The sequence below is a fragment of the Wolbachia endosymbiont (group B) of Sphaerophoria taeniata genome (assembly GCF_947179355.1).
Taxonomy (GTDB): domain Bacteria; phylum Pseudomonadota; class Alphaproteobacteria; order Rickettsiales; family Anaplasmataceae; genus Wolbachia.
The window spans coordinates 211,910-231,166 of sequence record NZ_CAMXAW010000001.1 but is presented as its reverse complement, the minus strand read 5'-3'; the positions used below and the strand labels follow the sequence as shown (position 1 = coordinate 231,166).

At 32.8% G+C, this 19,257-nt stretch carries 16 protein-coding genes, 1 tRNA gene and 5 pseudogenes; 10 read left to right on the top strand and 12 right to left on the bottom strand.

The window, feature by feature from the left end; genetic code table 11:
* Positions 1-71: 71 nt before the first annotated feature.
* Positions 72-1,829, bottom strand: coding sequence for an Rne/Rng family ribonuclease (locus ONG75_RS01125; protein ID WP_264375540.1), 1,758 nt, complete (start codon positions 1,827-1,829; stop codon positions 72-74).
* Between the two features lie 149 nt (positions 1,830-1,978).
* On the opposite strand from ONG75_RS01125, the gene rpmG reads away from it, so the two are divergent.
* Positions 1,979-2,179: a 50S ribosomal protein L33 gene (gene rpmG, locus ONG75_RS01120; protein WP_012481745.1), complete on the top strand. Its 201-nt coding sequence runs from the start codon at positions 1,979-1,981 to the stop codon at positions 2,177-2,179.
* Positions 2,180-2,728: 549 nt separating this feature from the next.
* On the opposite strand, the gene ONG75_RS01115 is transcribed toward rpmG, so the two are convergent.
* On the bottom strand, positions 2,729-3,604 hold the full coding sequence (locus ONG75_RS01115; RefSeq protein WP_029237600.1) for a zinc ABC transporter substrate-binding protein: 876 nt from the start codon (positions 3,602-3,604) through the stop codon (positions 2,729-2,731).
* On the opposite strand from ONG75_RS01115, the gene ONG75_RS01110 reads away from it, so the two are divergent.
* Entirely contained in the window at positions 3,596-4,327 is a 732-nt protein-coding gene (locus ONG75_RS01110) for a metal ABC transporter ATP-binding protein (RefSeq protein ID WP_264375539.1), read from the top strand. The two genes, ONG75_RS01115 and ONG75_RS01110, sit on opposite strands and share 9 nt — an antisense overlap.
* On the top strand, positions 4,324-5,745 hold the full coding sequence (ubiB, locus tag ONG75_RS01105) for a 2-polyprenylphenol 6-hydroxylase (protein ID WP_019236358.1): 1,422 nt from the start codon (positions 4,324-4,326) through the stop codon (positions 5,743-5,745). Before ONG75_RS01110 ends, ubiB begins: the two co-directional genes overlap by 4 nt.
* Positions 5,746-5,887: 142 nt before the next feature.
* Here ubiB and ONG75_RS01100 read toward each other — a convergent pair whose 3' ends face one another.
* The 5 genes and pseudogenes from ONG75_RS01100 to ONG75_RS01080 form a co-directional block, all read right to left on the bottom strand.
* The gene (locus tag ONG75_RS01100) at positions 5,888-7,372 is read right to left on the bottom strand and encodes an ankyrin repeat domain-containing protein (RefSeq protein ID WP_264375538.1); all 1,485 of its coding nucleotides are present in this window, start codon (positions 7,370-7,372) and stop codon (positions 5,888-5,890) included.
* Positions 7,373-7,463: 91 nt separating this feature from the next.
* Positions 7,464-8,411: a thioredoxin-disulfide reductase gene (trxB, locus tag ONG75_RS01095; RefSeq protein WP_264375537.1), complete on the bottom strand. Its 948-nt coding sequence runs from the start codon at positions 8,409-8,411 to the stop codon at positions 7,464-7,466.
* Complete coding sequence (locus ONG75_RS01090; protein WP_010401485.1) at positions 8,398-8,997, bottom strand: peroxiredoxin; 600 nt, start codon at positions 8,995-8,997, stop codon at positions 8,398-8,400. The genes trxB and ONG75_RS01090 overlap by 14 nt, the downstream gene beginning before the upstream one ends.
* A gap of 146 nt (positions 8,998-9,143) precedes the next feature.
* Positions 9,144-9,770 (bottom strand): annotated as a pseudogene (locus ONG75_RS01085) (IS6 family transposase).
* Positions 9,771-9,817: 47 nt separating this feature from the next.
* A complete protein-coding gene (locus tag ONG75_RS01080; protein ID WP_264375536.1) occupies positions 9,818-10,198 on the bottom strand; it encodes a hypothetical protein in 381 nt (126 codons plus the stop codon).
* 161 nt (positions 10,199-10,359) lie between these two features.
* Here ONG75_RS01080 and ONG75_RS01075 point away from each other — a divergent pair.
* From ONG75_RS01075 to ONG75_RS01055, 5 genes and pseudogenes are all read left to right on the top strand, one after another.
* Positions 10,360-10,992 (top strand): annotated as a pseudogene (locus tag ONG75_RS01075) (FAD-dependent monooxygenase); the annotation flags it as partial.
* A gap of 226 nt (positions 10,993-11,218) precedes the next feature.
* The gene (locus ONG75_RS01070) at positions 11,219-12,163 is read left to right on the top strand and encodes an IS110 family RNA-guided transposase (protein ID WP_264375534.1); all 945 of its coding nucleotides are present in this window, start codon (positions 11,219-11,221) and stop codon (positions 12,161-12,163) included.
* 224 nt (positions 12,164-12,387) lie between these two features.
* Positions 12,388-12,549, top strand: a pseudogene (locus ONG75_RS01065) (2-octaprenyl-6-methoxyphenyl hydroxylase); the annotation flags it as partial.
* 63 nt (positions 12,550-12,612) lie between these two features.
* A pseudogene (locus tag ONG75_RS01060) lies at positions 12,613-13,433 on the top strand (IS630 family transposase).
* Between the two features lie 14 nt (positions 13,434-13,447).
* Positions 13,448-13,825, top strand: a pseudogene (locus ONG75_RS01055) (FAD-dependent monooxygenase); the annotation flags it as partial.
* 231 nt (positions 13,826-14,056) lie between these two features.
* Here the strand turns inward: ONG75_RS01055 and ONG75_RS01050 are convergent.
* Together ONG75_RS01050 and ONG75_RS01045 are read right to left on the bottom strand one after the other, a co-directional pair.
* The gene (locus tag ONG75_RS01050; RefSeq protein ID WP_264375532.1) at positions 14,057-14,995 is read right to left on the bottom strand and encodes a gamma-glutamyl-gamma-aminobutyrate hydrolase family protein; all 939 of its coding nucleotides are present in this window, start codon (positions 14,993-14,995) and stop codon (positions 14,057-14,059) included.
* A 60-nt stretch (positions 14,996-15,055) separates the two neighbouring features.
* Positions 15,056-15,128: transfer RNA gene (locus ONG75_RS01045), tRNA-Phe, on the bottom strand.
* Between the two features lie 74 nt (positions 15,129-15,202).
* Between ONG75_RS01045 and coaD the strand changes: the two genes are divergently transcribed.
* The gene (gene coaD, locus ONG75_RS01040) at positions 15,203-15,709 is read left to right on the top strand and encodes a pantetheine-phosphate adenylyltransferase (RefSeq protein ID WP_007302835.1); all 507 of its coding nucleotides are present in this window, start codon (positions 15,203-15,205) and stop codon (positions 15,707-15,709) included.
* 71 nt (positions 15,710-15,780) lie between these two features.
* Positions 15,781-15,990 carry a zinc-finger domain-containing protein gene (locus ONG75_RS01035; RefSeq protein WP_007302836.1) on the top strand — a complete coding sequence of 70 codons (210 nt, stop codon included), beginning with the start codon at positions 15,781-15,783 and terminating at the stop codon, positions 15,988-15,990.
* Between the two features lie 15 nt (positions 15,991-16,005).
* On the opposite strand, the gene ONG75_RS01030 is transcribed toward ONG75_RS01035, so the two are convergent.
* The 3 genes from ONG75_RS01030 to ONG75_RS01020 form a co-directional block, all read right to left on the bottom strand.
* Entirely contained in the window at positions 16,006-16,632 is a 627-nt protein-coding gene (locus tag ONG75_RS01030) for a phosphatidate cytidylyltransferase (RefSeq protein WP_264375531.1), read from the bottom strand.
* The gene (gene uppS / locus ONG75_RS01025; protein WP_264375530.1) at positions 16,622-17,317 is read right to left on the bottom strand and encodes a polyprenyl diphosphate synthase; all 696 of its coding nucleotides are present in this window, start codon (positions 17,315-17,317) and stop codon (positions 16,622-16,624) included. The genes ONG75_RS01030 and uppS overlap by 11 nt, the downstream gene beginning before the upstream one ends.
* A 235-nt stretch (positions 17,318-17,552) precedes the next feature.
* Positions 17,553-19,190 (bottom strand): hypothetical protein, encoded by a 1,638-nt coding sequence (locus ONG75_RS01020; protein WP_264375529.1) that lies wholly within the window; start codon positions 19,188-19,190, stop codon positions 17,553-17,555.
* Positions 19,191-19,257: the final 67 nt, after the last annotated feature.

Here is a 19,257-nt window from a genome sequence, read left to right as displayed (position 1 = left end):
TGAATACTCCCTTTTAAATATTATCTGATGTAAAATATATAAGTATAAAACTCGTTAATTACAAGTCCCGTTTAGTTGTTAGAGCCCAAAAGGCGCGAAAGCCATTTAGTTAACCAAAAGTTGCCCGGTAGTTTATCTGAACTACCAGCCTCTTTATCCCTGCTATTCACAATTTGACATCCAGAATTCTGCAATGGCTTATAATCATTAAAATTAATATGGTCTCCTTGCTTTAAAATAAATGTATCTGCATCTAAACTATTATCAATACTAACATTTAATGTAATATTGAACTCTTTTTCGATTGTAGAAACCATATCACGCTTATTATTAAAAATGTGCGCTATAACTGCACTGCGTGCTATTAAATCAAAGGACTTATTTTGATTTTTATTAGCAATATGTTGCAAATCCCTTAGTATCGATGCAGCAACCACTTCGTTTGATTTCACTCTTCCAATACCTTTACAGCGTAAGCACTCTGTAGTATTAATTTCCTGTATATTTGGTTTAATTCTTTGTCTTGAAAAGACCATTAAACCAAAGTCATTGATAAAGCTAAATTGAACTTTAGCTCTATCATCTTTAAACGCCTGCTTGATAGCAAATTCAACATTTTTGCAATACTCAAGTTTCAACATGTCAATAAAATCAACAACTATTAACCCTGATAAGCCCCTGAGATTCGCTTGCCTTGATATTTCAGATAATGCCTCCATATTAGTTCTATAAGCTGTTTCTTCTATGTTATCTTCTCCTGTCATTTTCCCTGAATTTACGTCTATTGAAACAAATGCCTCAGTTAAGGTTATCACCAAAGACCCACCAGATGGTAATTCTACTCTATTGCTATATAATTCAGAAATTTGATCTTCGACTCGATAGTAAGTAAAGATTGGAACAGAGCCTCTATATAACCTAGGACGTAATTTTCCTTGTAACACATTTTTAGTGTATTTTCTTACCGCTTCACAAACTTCTCTATCAGATACTATAATTTCTGTATCATTACTACAAAAGTCACGTACAGATCTCATAACTACATCTGCTTCGTTGTAAATTAATGATGGAACATTTAAAGAAGAGAAGTTTTGCTGGATATTTTGCCATAATAAGGTCAAATTATCGTAATCTTGCTCAATTTCTTTCTTACTTTTTCCTGCACCAACAGTTCTTACTATTAAACCTGAGCCTTTTGGTAAATTTATTGAATTTAATATATCCTTTAACTGTTTTCTAACGTTGGTATCTTCAATTCTGCGAGATACTCCACCCCTACTTATGGAATTGGGCATGAAAACACAGTATCTACCGACCAAAGTTACGTATGTTGTAAATGAAGCTCCTTTATTTCCTCGTTCTTCTTTAGTTAATTGAACCAATAACTTTTGATTTACTGAAATCACATCTTGTAACTTATATTTTCTATGTAAAGGTACCTCCCTCACAAAACCACTGCTGGATTCATTACTAGCTGTAGAATCCAGGCCTTCTTCTGTGCAATTATCATTTGAACAGTCCACACCGCTCGAATAGCCTTCGTCAGGGAAAATTTCCTTCTCTTTTTCTGGAATATTAAAGTAATTTAGAGATATCTCAGAAAAAGACAAAAAACCTTGCTTATTTTTTCCATACTCAATGAACACGGCCTGCAAAGCAGGCTCTATACGCTTTACATAAGCAACGTATATATTACCTCTTAATTGTCTTTTTTCCTTGAATTCTTGTTCAAACTCTACAACCCTACCATTAACTAGTAGGGCAACCCTTACCTCGTTAGAACAGGTAGTACTTTCTATCAATAATAACCTTTTGCCATCACTCGCCACTTATTTACCGTCTGCTTTTCATTCTGAAATCTTTTTATACTACTTAATATATTATTGATTGTCAAGAATTTTGCGACCTGCATTATTGGGTTGACTTTCAGTGTTTTGCGTTCTAAACTTGCATAGAGTTTATTATATCACTAACAATTATGGCGAAAAAAAATGCTTCTTTGCTTGTCAAGCTAGTTAGCACTGCAACTAAAACAACAAAAACTGGAGAAGAGAAACTAACAGGCTATTTTTGTGTAAAAAAACGTAATCCTAAGAACCTTCCCAAAAAGCTCGAGTTTAGGAAGTATGACCCAGTGGTCAGAAGACACGTATTATTTAAAGAAGAAAAATTAAAGTAAGTTTATTGTTATATATAGTTTATAATCAAGTTATACTCTAATAATAAAGCTCAGAGATATAATGGAAGGGAAGGTGAAACTCATAGTGTTGATCATTATACAATTAATAAACATAAAGTATAAAACACAGAAAACGCTCTAAAACCTAAAGTGTCACACGTTAGTAGGTCAAAAATCTAAGGGTTTTCCTTAGAGGGTTTATTGGACTAGATCGGATCAATATATAAACGTAAAAATAACCTGAGCTTGCCTAATATAAAAAGGTTCATGTAATTTGAATACAGAGTAAGCAGTAAAATGGCAAAATAAAATAGATAAAAAAATAGAAGTAAATGCAGACACTGATTTTTCATAAATCAAAAGTTGTGCTAAGAATTCCAGCATCACGTGTATAGCCGTGCGGACATTGTGGTAATTTGCGTAGTAGAAGGTGTCATCCCAGTACTTGATACTGGGATGATATACTTCTGGTAGATAATGTCGGTATAGTTGTGATTGGAATAGAAAGCACTAAGTTTGCAATGCTATCTGAATAGATAAAAGAACTCATTACTCAGTGAAACAAGACTTGAAATTTTGTGCAATGCTGCTGATTATATCTAGATATGCATCCTTTCCAGGCTCTACATCTGATCCAATAGGATCAAGAATCACCATTTTTACGTCACTAGAAAAGACATTAGGCTTTATGCTATCCTCTCGTGAATGAGAAACAATACATTTAACGTTTTCCTCTTTCATTACCTTTTTTAATTTCATTAAACTCTTCATACCTATGTAAGAATCCTCTTCTATAGAAAGAATGGCGCTTGGGTAACTTAAATCAAAATATTTTTCGAAATATTGATAAGCATCGTGAGTAACTATGTATTTTTGATTTTTTAACTCATCCAATTCTTTCGTAATTTTTTCTACTTCTTGGTCTATCTTTCTTATAGCCTCCTCTGCGTTAGTATTGTATCGATAGGTATTTTCTTTATCTATATTAGATAATGTTGCACTGATAGAAAGTATCATACTTTTTGCATTTTCAGGACTCAGCCAAATATGCAAATCTTTTTCATCTTGAATGTGACTAGAAAATGAATGTGGTCGAGCAGGAAGTAGATCGATTGCACTTGATAGCGGTATTAACTTCTTATTTTCTTTAGCGAAAGTTTTAATGAATGTTTCCAAAGAATCATCGATATAAAATATAATATTACTAGATTCTAATTTACTTGCATCTGAAGGCCTGAGCATGTAGTTATGTTCAGACACTATTTCGTACATTAGTAATTCTGGCTTTGAAATCCCATCTGTAACAGAAGCTACAAGTGAGTGTATAGGTTTGATTGTAGCTACAATTTTTAAATTGGATGAAAAGGCACTATTGTAGTATAGTGTAAGTGAAAGTAATAGAAAAAAAATCAGTAAATGTCTCATATAAATATTGAGAAGAAGTCAATTTTCGCCAAAAAGTTAAGTAATGTCAATAACTGCATTCTAAAAATAGAAAACCTTACTCTTTCATACGGTAATAAAAAAGTTCTTGATAATATCAACATATCAGTACAAAGAGGAGATATAGTTACAATACTTGGTCCAAATGGCGGAGGTAAAACCTCTTTAGTGAAAGCAGTTGCTGGTATAAATAAAGGTTTTATTGGCAGTATTGTATTCGCTGACAATATAAAAATTAGCTATATGCCACAAAATTTTAGTATTGGTAATTTGATGCCAATAACAGTTGAGTCTTTCCTTTTCAATAGCTCCTCGAAGAAATTGAAGAAAAATCAACCCATTGTTACAGAAGCAATAGAATTGGTTGGTATCGGTAACATCCTAAAAAATCAAGTATTAGAAATCTCTGCAGGACAAACACAATTACTGCTGCTTGCACGCTGTTTAATTTCAGAATCTGATTTGATCATTTTAGATGAGCCAGTCAGTGCAATGGATATTAACGCACGAGCTAAATTTTATGATATTATAAATAAAATCGCAAAAGAACGATCAGTATCGATTCTCATGACTTCTCATGACCTTAACTCTGCTCTACCATCCTCAGATTACATAATTTGCATAAATAATACTATCTATTATCAAGGTAAACCTGATGAAATTATGGAGATAAATGAAATATTTGGCAGTTACGCAGCGAAATGATTCAAAATATTCTACGTCTTCTGCAAATAACTACAGTGCTAACACGCTACAATGTGTTACCTTATTTACTTCCACCATCAAAAAAATCAATAAATAAAATACAAGGTCATAAACTAAAGCGTGCTCTTGAAAGATTAGGTCCGGTGTTCATTAAATTTGGGCAATCCATTTCATCACGCACTGATATTTTAAATGAGGACATAACAAATAACTTGCTATTGATATGTGATAGATTGCCATCATTTTCGTATAAAATAGCAGTTAAAACTATAGAAAGTGAGTTTAATTGTAAATTAAGCGACATTTTTTCAAGTTTTTCTGAAAAGCCAATTGCAGCAGCATCAATTTCTCAGGTGCATAGAGCAGTTACAATTGAGGGTAAGGAAGTTGCTGTAAAGGTTTTGAGGCCAAATATTGAGAAAACATTCTCAAGGGATATAAAAATGCTTTCTTGGCTTGCAGAAATTGCAGAAAAATTTAGTGAACAATCAAAAAGGCTGAAGCCAGTTGAATTAGTCAAAACTTTTGCTGAAATTTGCCGATTAGAGTTAGATCTACGCTTTGAGGCTGCCCACTCTTCGGAACTGAAGGAAAATACTAAACATGACAGAGGTTTCTACGTACCTGAAATAGATTGGAGTAGAACTTCAAAAAAGGTTTTAACATTAGAATGGATGGAAGCTATACCAATATACGAAGTTGAAAAGCTGAATAACCGAAAGCAAATAGCTATCAATCTTATAGAATCTTTTTGTAATCAGGTATATAGGGATTGTTTTTTTCATGCTGATATGCATCCTGGAAATTTAATGATCGATAGTAATAACAATATTATTGCCCTGGATTGTGGAATCATGGGTAGAATAGATCGTGAGACATGCTATTACGTTATAGAGATACTCAAAGGCTTTTTAAATAGGGATTATGATCACGTTGCAAAAATGCACTTTAGAGCCGGTTATGTTCCATCACAGCATAGAAATTTTGTTACAGCTTGCAGAGCAATAGGTGAGCCCATTGTTGGACAGCCTATACAGAAGATTTCATTTGCTCGATTACTTACTCAGCTATTAAAAATAACTGGTGATTTTGATATGAAAGTTCAAACACAATTGTTATTGCTGCAGAAAACTATGATTTTATTAGAAGGAACATGTAGGAAAGTCTATCCAGAAATCAATATGTGGAAAGTAGTTGAAACATGGATAAACAGTCAACATGAAAGTAAAATAGGGTATAGGGAAAAAATTAAAAGCTCTTATCCCATCAAAACAATCCAAGGAATATTTAGCCTTATAGAAAAATTAAACCTAATAGCTGACAAAAAATTACAGGTGAAAAATAAATCAAATGGAAAAGCCTACTTTTTACTTTGGTCTGTAATTATAATTCTCATCGTTAAACTTTTAATTTCTTGAACTAAAAGATAATAAAAGCAAGTTTACAACAACTATTTAAGTCTTGAAACCACTCAGGTTCACATTCACTCGAATTATCAAGGTATTTTCAGGATGTATAAAACTTTCAGTAGAGTTTAGAGAAGAAGTAAAAACCTTAACTTCATCCTAAACTGATAACATTACCAAGCTCAGTGCTTGTCACATCACTCAGTACTGTACTTGCTTTATATGAACAGTAGCACCCAATTGCAATGAAAACAAGTGCAGCTACAGCAAGTGAAATACATATTTCTAAATTCGATATTGTTAAACATGCACCAACAGCAAACGCTCCAGATAACACAAAAGAAGCATAGGCATAGTTACTTTGCCTTCTATTATAAATGTTTGCTTCTGAAAGTTTTCTGTTTTTGTTCTTTAAGTCTTGATTTTGAGCTTGAAGTTCTGATCTCTCTTGCCTAAAATTCCTTTCTAACTGTGAAATTTTGTTAGTGTCTCTTTCACTTACAACCCTATTCAGCTCTTTCTCTTTTTCTGTAAGTCGAATTTTTGTTCTTTCAAGCTCATTTCTAAGGTTTTCGAGCTGCTGCAATTCTTGAGCAATCAAATCGTCGTTTATTTCCGGGGCAACATTATGTACATTTGCTGAAGACTGTTCCACAGTTGCAGGGAATTTTCCATTTAGATATTCTCTGACAGGATTAAAACTTTTAAGCAACTCAATAACAATTTGATCATTCATAAAGCAATTATCTTCTACTAATTTTTTTATATCATCCAAATCTTTTCTATTAATAGCATCAGTTAATCGCTCTTTCATAACTTGCTCAATTATTTGCTTCACCCATAGATTTTGCTCTATAGCTGATATTGGCTTTATTTGACTAAAATCTAGCTCCTTATGTTTTAAAAGTTTTCTCAATACTTCTTCGTTACTTTCTGTTATTCCTTGTAAACATGATTTGATAATCAGGCTAAGTGGTGTTTCTATTTCTCCATTTGAATTTCTTTTCCAACAATTAGGGTTGAGTTCTTGATTTAATAGTCTTTTTGCTCGGTCAATATTTCTATTAGAAAGAGCATTTAATAATTCTTTTCCTGTTTGTGCTTTTTGTATTTCTTTTGTAAGATGTGAAAAATCTTTCTTCTGCTCTCTCCCAATTTGTTCAATATATTCTTTAGGAGTATAACTTTTTCTGCTCCCATAACGATCTTCATAATCATTTCTAATGACTGGATTCAATTCAGGATGTCTAAGTAACATCTGTACGAAACTCCTATTTTCCATACGAAAAGCTAGATGTAGAGCTGTATTGAGTTCTTTATCTTCTTGAATATTAACATTTAAATTCTGGTGCTGTAAAAGCAAAGTCATCATTTTTAAGTTTGTAGGACTATCATCAACACCCATGATAATAGTCATTAATGGTGTATATCCCTGATCAAACGCATTAACATCCGCACCTTCTTGCAATGCTTGTTGAAAATGATTCAAAGCTTCTTCAGGTGTTACTCTTTCATCATCAGTGCCTTGAAATTGAATAGCTTTAAATAATTTTTTTGTTGATTGTCCTGAAGTTATTTGATTTTTAGTTCGTCCATTAACAACACTTCTTCTAAAACCTACATTACTTCTCGAAAGCATACTAAATTCTCCTCAATCTATAATTTATTAACATAATTATAAAAAAAACAAAGAAAATTGCAAGTAATTTAGTTAAAAATTTTAGAACTAATTATGATTCCAAAAATTTTTCTGCATCAAGTGCAGCCATGCACCCTGTACCTGCTGCAACTACTGCCTGGCGATATACCTTATCTTGAACATCACCAGCAGCAAACACCCCTGCCCTACTGGTTAGAGTTGTTCCAGGTTTCGTAATTATATAACCTTGCTGATCCATTTCAACAAAGCCCTTAAAAATACCTGTATTTGGTGCATGCCCAATTGCAATGAACACTCCATCTACTTTCAATTCCTGGGTTTTATTGATGTCTGTCGATTTAATTGTAATGCCAGTAACTTTTTTAGGATTTTCTTCTCCAAGAATCTGCTCTACGGTATGATTCCATATTACCTTTATCTTATCATTTTTAAAGAGCCTGTCTTGCATTACTTTCTCTGCTCTTAACTTATCACGCCTGTGTATCAGTATAACTTCCTTAGCAAATCGAGTTAAAAATATTGCTTCTTCAACAGCAGTATTTCCACCACCAACCACAGCTACAACTTTATTTCTAAAAAATGCACCATCACAAGTTGCGCATGCCGAAACTCCGTAACCTTGAAATTTCTTTTCACTCTCCAGGCCAAGCCATTTTGCTTGTGCACCAGATGCAATTATAATTGCATTTGAATAGTAGTCACTAGCATTACCACAAGATCTAAATCCATATTCACCAGAACCTTCAAGTTGTTCTACACTTTTTATCTCATCGTCTATTATTCTTGCTCCCGCCTTCTCTGCATGCAACCTCTTTTGTTCCATGAGTTCTGGACCTTGTATAGAAATAAAACCTGGATAGTTTTCAACATCCGTAGTAATTGTAAGCTGACCACCAGGTTGCATTCCTGTTACTACAATTGGCTCTAAATTTGCACGTGCTGCATATATAGCAGCAGCATAACCCGCTGCTCCAGATCCAATAATAAGAACTTTTGTACTCAATTTATAATTCTGCACTGTGTGAGTTTAGATAATCAGCCACTCCTTCATCGCTTGCCTGCATTGCTGGCTTACCTTTTTTCCACCCTGCTGGACATACTTCACCATGCTCTTCATTATGTTTTATTGCATCAATAATTCTAATAAACTCATCGATATTACGCCCTAAAGGAAAATCATTTATCGATTGGTGACGTACAACAAACTTATCATCAATAACAAAAGTTGCTCTTAGTGCAATTGAGTCATCATATAAGACCCCATAGTCTCTTGATATAGACTTTTTGATATCAGACACTAAATTGTAGCTAACCTCTCCAATACCACCATCATTAACTGGAGTGTTTCGCCATTTATAGTGTGAAAATTTTGAATCTATACTTATTCCTATCACTTCAACATTACGTTTTGAAAAATCTTCTATTTTGTTGCTAAATGATATCAACTCAGTTGGACAGACAAAAGTAAAATCAAGTGGATAGAAAAAAAGGACAGCATACTTATCCTTTATATGTTTACTTAAACAGAAATCATCAACTATTTTTCCACTAGCAAGAACAGCCGAAGCAGTAAAATCGATAGCGGATTTTGTTACAAGATTCATAACTAACCTATTCATTCTTAATATTTATAATTTTATACCTTGATACATTTACATGCAAGTTTTCTTTAGCCCCAATCCTATAAAAACGGTTCTGTTGCATCTATAAACCATAGGAAAGAAGATCATTAAAGGTGGGATTATAGGAGTTATGAAGCCATTAACATAGCAAAATTCTCAAAAGTAGAAACATTATTTAATAATTTGTCTTTTTTGAATCATACGAATATTTTCTATGCCTGTGATGGTAATCTTTGCGGAATGGAAGCTTTTAAACCCAAGCATTGGCTTTATTAGTTTTTTGATAAATCTATCAACAATATTATTTAGATATTTTATTTGAAGAACTGTAATCTTCAGAAATTTCTGCATTCAAATCATCAAGAGCAGCAGTATTACTGCCGCTTTTATCAATTACAATTTTCTCAGGAAGATAGTTACTCCTGAAGGCTTTACGAAAGAATGCAAGTGCTGCAGACTTGTCTCTACTAACACACAAGAGGAAGTCTACAGTATATAAATAAACCCATTTACCGTTTAATTTAATGTAAGTCTCTCCAACTACTACCAACCTGCTTCTTTCTTTTCCTTACTGCCTCATCTATCAGTGGTGATAACCCACCTTTGTAACGTAGCATTTTGCTCCCCTTATACTCATCATTTCTTCCAAATCTCGATAGCTCAAAGAGAATCGACATTTCATGTATACAGATAACATCCGCTGAAAAGCTAAATCCTTTGAAATATGGCAACAATTTTTGATTGATACGAAACATCTTTGCTTTTTTTTTTAGACAATTATATCATTCTTCTTTCTACTTCCCTACAAATGCGACAGAACCTTTTCATGATACTGTTTATAATCCTCAAGACTCTTTGATATTTTGCCTTTTAACTCTTCTTGCGAATCTTTGCTTTTTAACGTTTCTTGCAAATTTTTGTCTTTTAACAACTCGTTAGCGTGAGATTTTTCAATTTTTTGCTTCCATTCATCATACGTATATTTACCACGTTGTGTATCTTGACACTCGCCTCCTACATTAAATAGTTCTTCATTACAGATTTTATCACCCTGATAAAAGTAATCGCTTATATTAATTTTATCGCTAGTTAAAGTTTGTCTAATTGCTGCTTTATTTTCTGCAAGTTCTTCTCTGTACTTGTTAATGCAATTTAGTAATTCTTTTTTGCAATCTGTAGTCATAATCTAGCTCCTTTAATAAAATAAAACCTATTTTAGCATAAAATAATTAATACTTTATTACTAATCTGAGGTATACTAAGGTAGTGATAAGAAGTCCAGCATCTACAAAGTTTGTTTAAACTATTTTCAAAACGAATAAAATGTAATTTTAGGTAAATAAAATGAATTACGATGTAATCATTTCAGGTAGTGGGCTAATTGGTCTTATTACTGCTATTGGCCTGAGTAATGACTCTGTATCTGTAGCCGTAATTGAGAAAAATAGTTTACCACGTGCAGTTGATGATAATCGAGCATTTGCTATTTCTCAAGGGTCAAAAAAAATACTAGAAAAATTAGGAATTTGGCAGTTCTTAGAAGATGAAGCTGAACCAATACTTGATATATGCATATTAGATGGAGATAGCCCATTTACTGTTCATTATGACCATAAAATGGTTGGTGAAGAGCCAATGGGTTATGTAATCAAGAGCGCTATTATATGGAATGCAATTAATAATAATTTTTTGCATAAACTCAATATATATTCTCCACGTTTCTATAAAACAATCGCTTGTGACGAAGGATACGTGGAAGTTACTCTTGATAATGATCAAAAATTGATATCATCGCTATTTATCTGCGCTGAAGGTAAAAACTCTAAGCTGCCAGAGTTGTTTTCTATAACAATAATAAAATTTGATTATAAACAAAATAGCATGGTATTTAATGTAAAACATGAACTACATCACCAAAACTTAGCTGTAGAGAGGTTTTTTCCTGGTGGTCCATTTGCAATTTTGCCAATGAAAGGTTGTAAGTTAAAAATGTGATATAAAAGAGATAAGAGGGAAAGATAACCCTACTCACTATAGGAATAGGGCTATCACGGGCGTGTGCGACCGAATGAAAGTTGGTATTACAACCGTAGCCATCAAGGTAAACTAGCCCCATCTCTCGATACGTTTGAATAGTTGCATGGGACATATGTATGCACCCGTTTACAATCTTAAATTAATTAAACTATCGAGGTTATTTATTATGATTACATCTTATCAAAATTTCATTGGCATTGATATCGGAAAATTTAAAAATGTTGCTGCAGCTTATAACCAAAGGAGCGCTATCAAGTTTGACAATGATGCTACTGGTTGGCAACAGTTGTTTCAAAAATTTTCAGATATCCTACCTAATTCTCTAGTAACTTTAGAAAACACTGGAAAATATGAGCTTGGCTTAGCACATTTTCTTGTTGATAAGAATGTTGCTGTACATCGAGCTAATACTCGTAAAGTAAAAAGTTTTATCATATCACATGGAACTTTAGCAAAGACAGATCAATCAGATGCAAGAGCCCTTGCTCAATATGGTTTTGAACGCTATAGTGCTCTATCTCTATTTGTGCCTATGTCAAAAGAACAAACCGCCTTAGTTGCACTCTGTCAACGTCGTGATGACATTACGCAAATGAGAACTCAAGAGAAATGTAGGCTTGCAGCACCTGAAAACGACTATATAAAGGAAAGTTGCCAAAAAACAATAGACTTTTTTACCAGTCAGATAAATGAGTTCAACGATGCCATACAAAGAATTATTGATAAAAATCCAGAGTTACAAAAGCGTCAAAAGATCTTGAGAACAGTGCCAGGAATAGGTCTCAAGTTATCACAAGTTTTTGTGTATCTAATGCCAGAACTTGGCCACCTAAACAAAAAAGAAGTTGCAAGTCTTGCTGGAGTTGCTCCACATCCAAAAGAAAGCGGTAAAACTATTGGTTACCGAAGGATAACAGGTGGTAGAAGCAATGTTCGTGCAAAGCTTTTCACAGCTGCTATGGCTGCTGCAAGATCTAAATCTGCACTTGGTGCTTTTTATTCTGATCTTATTGGTAGAGGTAAAAAGAAGATGGTAGCTATAACAGCTCTAATGCGAAAAATCATAGTAATTGCCAATGCAAGACTTAAAGAAGCAATTAATATGAAATAAAAAAAATCTGTATAGAAAATAGGTTAACGAATATGTGCGTCTACACACATTTAAAGCACATATTCGTTAACCATAAAATCTAAGCAGTGCTTGCTGTTTGATATAAATTTCTTTCTGTATAAACTAGGGTTTTTGTTGCCAAAATACATTTTTCAATTGAATAAAAATACAAAATTATCAACAAATGAGACTAAATTCAAAAAATTTTAAAAAACATAGTTGATGGCTATACTTCTTCAATAGTTTGGACAGAAAAATGCGAAATTTCAAAAATGCTGATGAGCTTATCTGAAGAGGAGTTTATCATAGAACTCAAAAAAAGATTTGGTTCTTATTTGGGAGAAATTGAATTAGAGGGTGAAAGAAAATCTTACCCTTTGAGTTTTATAGCCCTTCTCATAATAGTCCAAAAAGAGTAAGATATGGATTGATAGTAGTGGAAGGTAAGGATGCCAGTAGCATATAGTTATGACTTAAGAAAAAAGGTAATGGAAGCATTGGATGAAGGAGAGAGTGGAGAAACTGTTGCCAAGAGATTTAAGATCGGAAAAACAACTTTATATGAGTGGAAGAAAAGACGTGAGAAAACGGGAGATTTTCAGTCAAAAAAGCCTGGAAGCGTGGCATAAAATTACCGACTGGAATGCATTTGCCGAATTTGCAAATGAGCAAGGTGGCAAAACTCAGTCAGAGATGCTGGGGCAATATTAGTAGACAAACAATTCATCGAGCACTTAAAAATATAGGATTCACAAGAAAAAAAAGACCTACGGATATAAAGAAAGAAATGAAGAAAAGCGAGCTCAATTTTCAAAGGTTATAGCAACAAAAGAACCTAAAGAATTAGTGTATATAGATGAGTCTGGACACTGAACCTATGGGTATTGCCAGAAAGGACAGCGGTTTTATGCCCTAAAATCTGGGAAGAAAACTCAACGAATTAGCATGGTTGCAGCCTTAAGTGGAAGAAAAATAATTGCTCCGTTAACCTTTGAAGGCCACTGCAATATGGATATCTTTAATAAATGGTTTGAGCAGTTTCTGACACCGATTTTGGAACCTGGACAAACTGTTATCCTTGATAATGCTACTTTTCATAAGTCTAATAAGATTTGCTAAAGGAGTTGGTGCAGAAATTTTATATCTTCCTCCATATTCTCCAGATTTTAACAAAATTGAACATTATTGGTTTGCTATAAAAAACAGAACCAGGAAAAACATTCCTTTATTCAAATCTTTTCGTCATGCTGTCGATTCTTCTTTCTTATGACCTTTTTGGACTATTATGGGAAGGGCTATACTTTTGCGAGAAAGCTTCATAAAAGCAGAATTTTGCTTATTGGCGATGCAGCACATTCAATCCATCCAGTTGCAGGTCAAGGACTTAACCTTGGAATGAGAGATGTAGAGAGTGTTATTAGACAAATAACTGCTGCAAAATCCTCTGGCATTGATGTTGGCAGTAATTATCTATTGAAGAAAATTTCACGTGATAGATACTTTGATAATTTTACTATGGCACTTGCAACTGATGGACTAAATAGAATATTTTCCAACAGAATACTTTGCGTTAAAGTTCTGAGCAATCTTGGTTTAATGGTAGTTGAAAATTCAGATTTTCTTAAAAAAAGCTTCGTTCGACATGCTATGGGGTTTATATAAATCATTAGATTTCTTTCATCATAATCAGGTGTCATTAGAGTAGTTGACACTGGAGCCCAAATTCCATAATGTCATGCCAGTGCCCAGACACTGGCATCCAGAAAAATTTATAAGCAAACTTGAGCTTATGCTAAATTTGATGAAATGAAAAACTGAATTCCAGCGTCACGCACTGGAATGACAAGAAAAAGGGTACTGGCATGACATTAAATGATTTTCCTTATTTTAGCATTAAACGCGATGAAGAAAATCATTTATAATCGCTATAGCAACTAGTGTTGAAACCTGACGTACCTTTTGGCTTGACAAACGAGAGTTTTTATCTGATTTGACAACAAGGGCTTCTAGATGACTTTGAAAGTAAATATTACCATGCTTATCTTCGATAGCTTCTATTACCCCGTCATTGGCAAATGCTGCAATTTTATATCCAAGTAGCTCTAGCCTTCTTCTATTCTCTGTAGTATTACTTACTGTACCTGAATGAGCATTCGGAAAATAAGTTGAAAACCAGCCATTTTGATTAGGTAGTAAAAATCTAGCTACCACTTTTTCCAAACGACTACCTGGAACAATTTTTATCTGCTGAAGAGATATATTCTCTTTTTGTGGATAGGATGATGATTTTAAATGATTCTTCTCATCATTAACAACATTTGTTATTTCAATTTCTTTTGCATGCATAATGTCTTGTAAACCACCGCATATGGCAAGCAAATGAATTGTAGGATTGTCATCTACTGTTTTTACAATTGCTTCATTCACAAGCTGGCGGTAAGGGTTAAGAGCTGAATGAAAGTTATCTGAAATAAATATTCTGTTTATCTTTTGCTCTTTGATAAATTTTGCAACTTCAACTTTTATTCGATCTAGTATCAGCTTTTTTGCCAATATTTCATCTTGTTTTGCGAACTCTTCTTGGATTTCTTTTAGATTAATTATTTTGTCGTAGTCAATGAATATAGTTTTAACCCCAAAATTATTGAATATCTCATAGATATTTTGAGATTCATCTGTTTGCAATAAACCAACAATTATATTATAATTTACTGCATTTTCCACTGTCAAAGCAGATAATTCTTTGTTTACTTTTTCACTATAAGCGATATTACTTAATAGTAGAAATGTAATTAATAGTATATTAAATATTCTATTGTAACATTTATACATTATTTCCTAAATAATTATATTAATATTATAATATATTATAGAACATTAAGAAAAAGAATGTGGCCTGAGCAGGAATCGAACCAGCGACACAAGGATTTTCAGTCCTTTGCTCTACCAACTGAGCTATCAGGCCAACTACGTACTTTCATTTTTAGATAAAAAACGTTATCATGTCCATCAAAAGTTTTTGAAGTATAGAAACAAAGAATGAACATTAGTAACAAAATAGGAATTTATCCTGGTACATTTGACCCCATAACTTTTGGGCACCTTGACATAATAAAAAGAGCATGTAAGCTAGTCGATAAGTTGATAATTGGTGTTGCAGAGAATGTTAATAAACATACTAATTTTGACATAAGACTGCGCACAAGCATGGCTAAAAATGAAGTGAAAGGAGCAGGAATTGATGCAGATATTATATCCTTTAATGGGTTGCTAGTGAAGTTTGCCAAAGAGCAAAATGCTTCTGTTATTATTAGAGGACTGAGAGCAGTATCGGATTTTGATTACGAGTTTCAAATGAGTTGGGTAAATTATAAGCTCTTTCCTGAAATCGAAACTATATTTCTTCCTGCATCTGAGGATACTCAATTTATCTCATCAAGTTTTGTAAAGGAAATAGCGAGATTAGGAGGAGATGTTAGCAACTTTGTGTCAAAAAGTGTCCAAAGTGAATTGATTAATCTAAATAGGGTAGAAAATGGAGAATAAGTATTTGTTGTCTTTTTTATTTCCAAACGAGTATGTTAGATGTGTAAAATATTGTAAGCTAAAGGAGAGACATGTTAAAAGTGAGGGATAATAATGTAATAGTTTGCTGCCGTGGTGATGAGAATGATGATGGTTCTGGTCATCCAATAGTATACTTACACAAAGAAGGAGAAATGTATTGTCCTTATTGTAATAAGTCAATGGATGAAATAGTGAGTGCCGAAGAATTTCAATCTGTTGAGGTGAAAGTAATAAGCAAGAAGGAAAGAACCAAAGGTTAATAGTACTTCATTTTTTTAGCTTATGTAAATAGCAATGAGAGGGGCAGTAAAAATGAAACTATCCATACGGTCGAGTACTCCTCCATGGCCTGGTATAATACCTCCACTATCTTTAACATTGTAAACTCTTTTGATGAGTGACTCAGTGAAATCTCCAAGTTGGGCTAGAATAGCAACTATCAAACCAATTATTGGAGAATAAAAAATTGGAAATAAACTCAAAAATATTGAGCCAAAAATTGCACACACTATTCCAGCTAAGACTGCACCAAAAAGTCCTAACCAAGTTTTCCCAGGGCTAATGATTGGACAAATTCTAGTTTTACCAAAATTTTTGCCGAAAAAATAGGCAGCAATATCGATGCTCCAAATAGTTAAGATAAGCCATACTAATGCATATTTTCCCTGTGGTAGATTATATAGGCATATTAGCGAGGCATTTGGTAGTGCGATTAATAGTAATGCGAAAATGTATAAGATTCTATTGCCCTGAGTTAGATTATACCATTCAAAAGAAGATAAAACTGCAATTGAAAAAATTAGTAGATAAAATGATAAATCACTGAAATATGTAGCAAAAGAAAATATGAGTAATATTACTATTGAGGACAATATTCTAACCATAAAGTTATTATCTACCATATTTTTTTTCTCTTTTTGTATAATCTTCTAGTGCTTTGGTCAAATCTTGACAAGAAAAATCGGGCCACAAAGTATCACAAAAATACAATTCAGCATAAGCTGCTTGCCATAATAAAAAATTGCTTAACCTTTTTTCGCCACCAGTGCGAATTAATAAATCCAATTTTGGCAAATCTTTAGTATACAGAAATTTTTCAAATTCCTCTTCCAATACGCAATCAATATTTCCTTTTATGACGTTGTTGATAGCATGTATAATTTCCTGCTTTGCTCCATAACTAACTGCAACAGTGAGTAATAGACCATCGTTCTTATGTGTCACTTCTTCTGCTTTTTTGATTTGATCGAATATTTTACTGGACAATAGACTTAAATTGCCAATAAAATTTAACTTAATGTTACAATTGTAAATGAATTTCATTTTATCTTCATTAGTTAAAGTGGAGTAAAATAAATTAAATAGGTAGTCTGTTTCGTTTTCAGATCTGAGCCAATTTTCCATGGAAAATGCATACAAAGTTAAGTAAGGTATGGCCAGGACTGTGCAATGCTTAGCAATATCAAATGCAACCTCACTGCCTTTTCTATAGCCATCAATTTTTACCCTTCCTTGATTGTTTGCCCACCTACCATTACCATCCATAATAATTGCTAGATGTTTTGGCAGAGATTCTAGATTCAACATTTGAATTCAACCTGTTCTAATTAGCTTAATGTCTATATCTCTGTATGAAACGTTCACTATATCCACCTAAAACTATATTATTACTGAAAAATCATTGATAGTCTATATTACAAAAATTTTCTCAACCTCGGTGTCAGCTGCCAGTGATTTTACCAAGAAAATATAGTAAAAATAGTCTGATATAGATGGTTTTACGATATAGTGAAATTATTATAAACAAATGAATTTAGTGGTGTTAGGAATACCTGGCTCTTTTATGTGGATTTATATTCTCAATAACCTGCTCTAAAGATAAATTATATAATTTTGACACAGGTTCTTCGCATTCAGTATATCTTTTAAATGTAGGGAGTGGTATAAGTGACTCTATATTTATGTCCAGCTCTTGGGGAACATATTTAATTATATCTTCGTAAATACGTTCCTTGTTGTTCAAGTAATCGATATTAATATCTGTAATTTTACCAGCTTTACGCAGGAGTATAGCAAGCCTCAAAGTCGACTTTACGCTAGGTTTAAAATTTTTAAATATATTGACAAATACCTTACCAGTAACATTATCTGTTATTGCTTTTAGCTCTTTAGTGGTAACAGAATTGATGCCCTTAACAACATCTTGATCTTCTAGTACTTTTATAATATCTTGAGAACTAAACTTATTAAATATGAGTTCTAATTTCTCAGGAGCAATTGAATTGATGCAATCAACAATTTTTTGATCTTTTAGTGTTTTTATAATATTTTCAAAACTAAAATTCCCATTATTAAATATGAGTTCTAATTTCTTAAGAGCAATCGAATCGATGCAATCAACAATTTTCTGATTTTCTAGTAATTCTATTGTATCTACACAGTTAAGCTTATCACTATAAAATATGAGTCGAAATTTTTCAATGTTAAAAGAAATGATATTCTCAACAACCTCCTGATTTTTTAGTAGTATTATAATATCGCTAAGAAGAAACTTATCATTACAAAGTATGAATTGAAGTTTTTCATAATCAATAAAATTGATGTGCTTAACAAGCTCTTGATTTTCTAGCAACCTTATAACTTTGTGACTGCTACTAGCATACTTGCTACTATTAAACTTATCACTATTATGAATGAGTTCAAATTTTTCATAATCAATAAAATAGAGGTATTCAACAACTCTTTGATTTCCTAATAACTCTATAATATTTTCACCACTAAACTTATCACTCTTGAGTATAAGTTGAAGCTTTTTATCATCAAGAGAGTTAATTCGATCAATAGAACTCGAATCTTTTAGTAATTCTGTAACATTTTGCTCACTAAGCTTACCATCACTCTCAACTATCATCCATTGAATAAAACGGATATTCCTAATAGCATTTTGATTTTCTAGTGGTATTCCCACATCTGCATCGTTGCAAAACTGAACATCATCAACATGTTTTTCATTAATTCCTTTATTTCCTAGTGCTTCTTTAGCGAAGTTATTCGGATCATTTTTTTCATCTTCCTCGTAATCATAATATCCATAATCTTCTTCATTCTCCTCACTATCACTACTTTCGAATTCATTGTTGATATTGCAAACCTTCCCACCTTTTAGTATTTCTAGAATATTGTGCTCCGCAGGTGCATCATTTAGCATGGACCTAAACATTTCATCATCATAATCGTTGATGTGATTAACAATGCTCTCATCTAATAGTAATTCTTCAATACCTTTGTGACTAAACTTATTATGATACTTGCATAAGATTTTAAGCTTACTGTAATCCATTGAATTGATGCCATCAACAACTCTTTGATTTGATAGTAATTCTCTGTTATAAGTCTTACATATCAGTTGAAGTTTTTCATTATATAAGTCTTCTGCATTGCCTGCCTTATCAAAATCCATAATCTTATTTCAATTTACTTAGTATTTTAATTTTGCATGTATTAGGAGGAAATAATCAAGCATTATG

Excerpts from the sequence above, each read along its gene's own strand:
- rpmG (WP_012481745.1), top strand. The coding sequence starts at position 1,979 with ATGGCGAAAAAAAATGCTTCTTTGCTTGTCAAGCTAGTTAGCACTGCA.
- ONG75_RS01110 (WP_264375539.1), top strand. The coding sequence starts at position 3,596 with ATGTCTCATATAAATATTGAGAAGAAGTCAATTTTCGCCAAAAAGTTA.
- ONG75_RS01115 (WP_029237600.1), bottom strand. The coding sequence starts at position 3,604 with ATGAGACATTTACTGATTTTTTTTCTATTACTTTCACTTACACTATAC.
- ubiB (WP_019236358.1), top strand. The coding sequence starts at position 4,324 with ATGATTCAAAATATTCTACGTCTTCTGCAAATAACTACAGTGCTAACA.
- ONG75_RS01100 (WP_264375538.1), bottom strand. The coding sequence starts at position 7,372 with ATGCTTTCGAGAAGTAATGTAGGTTTTAGAAGAAGTGTTGTTAATGGA.
- ONG75_RS01090 (WP_010401485.1), bottom strand. The coding sequence starts at position 8,997 with ATGAATCTTGTAACAAAATCCGCTATCGATTTTACTGCTTCGGCTGTT.
- ONG75_RS01080 (WP_264375536.1), bottom strand. The coding sequence starts at position 10,198 with ATGACTACAGATTGCAAAAAAGAATTACTAAATTGCATTAACAAGTAC.
- ONG75_RS01070 (WP_264375534.1), top strand. The coding sequence starts at position 11,219 with ATGATTACATCTTATCAAAATTTCATTGGCATTGATATCGGAAAATTT.
- ONG75_RS01050 (WP_264375532.1), bottom strand. The coding sequence starts at position 14,995 with ATGTATAAATGTTACAATAGAATATTTAATATACTATTAATTACATTT.
- coaD (WP_007302835.1), top strand. The coding sequence starts at position 15,203 with ATGAACATTAGTAACAAAATAGGAATTTATCCTGGTACATTTGACCCC.
- ONG75_RS01035 (WP_007302836.1), top strand. The coding sequence starts at position 15,781 with ATGTTAAAAGTGAGGGATAATAATGTAATAGTTTGCTGCCGTGGTGAT.
- ONG75_RS01030 (WP_264375531.1), bottom strand. The coding sequence starts at position 16,632 with ATGGTAGATAATAACTTTATGGTTAGAATATTGTCCTCAATAGTAATA.
- uppS (WP_264375530.1), bottom strand. The coding sequence starts at position 17,317 with ATGTTGAATCTAGAATCTCTGCCAAAACATCTAGCAATTATTATGGAT.
- ONG75_RS01020 (WP_264375529.1), bottom strand. The coding sequence starts at position 19,190 with ATGGATTTTGATAAGGCAGGCAATGCAGAAGACTTATATAATGAAAAA.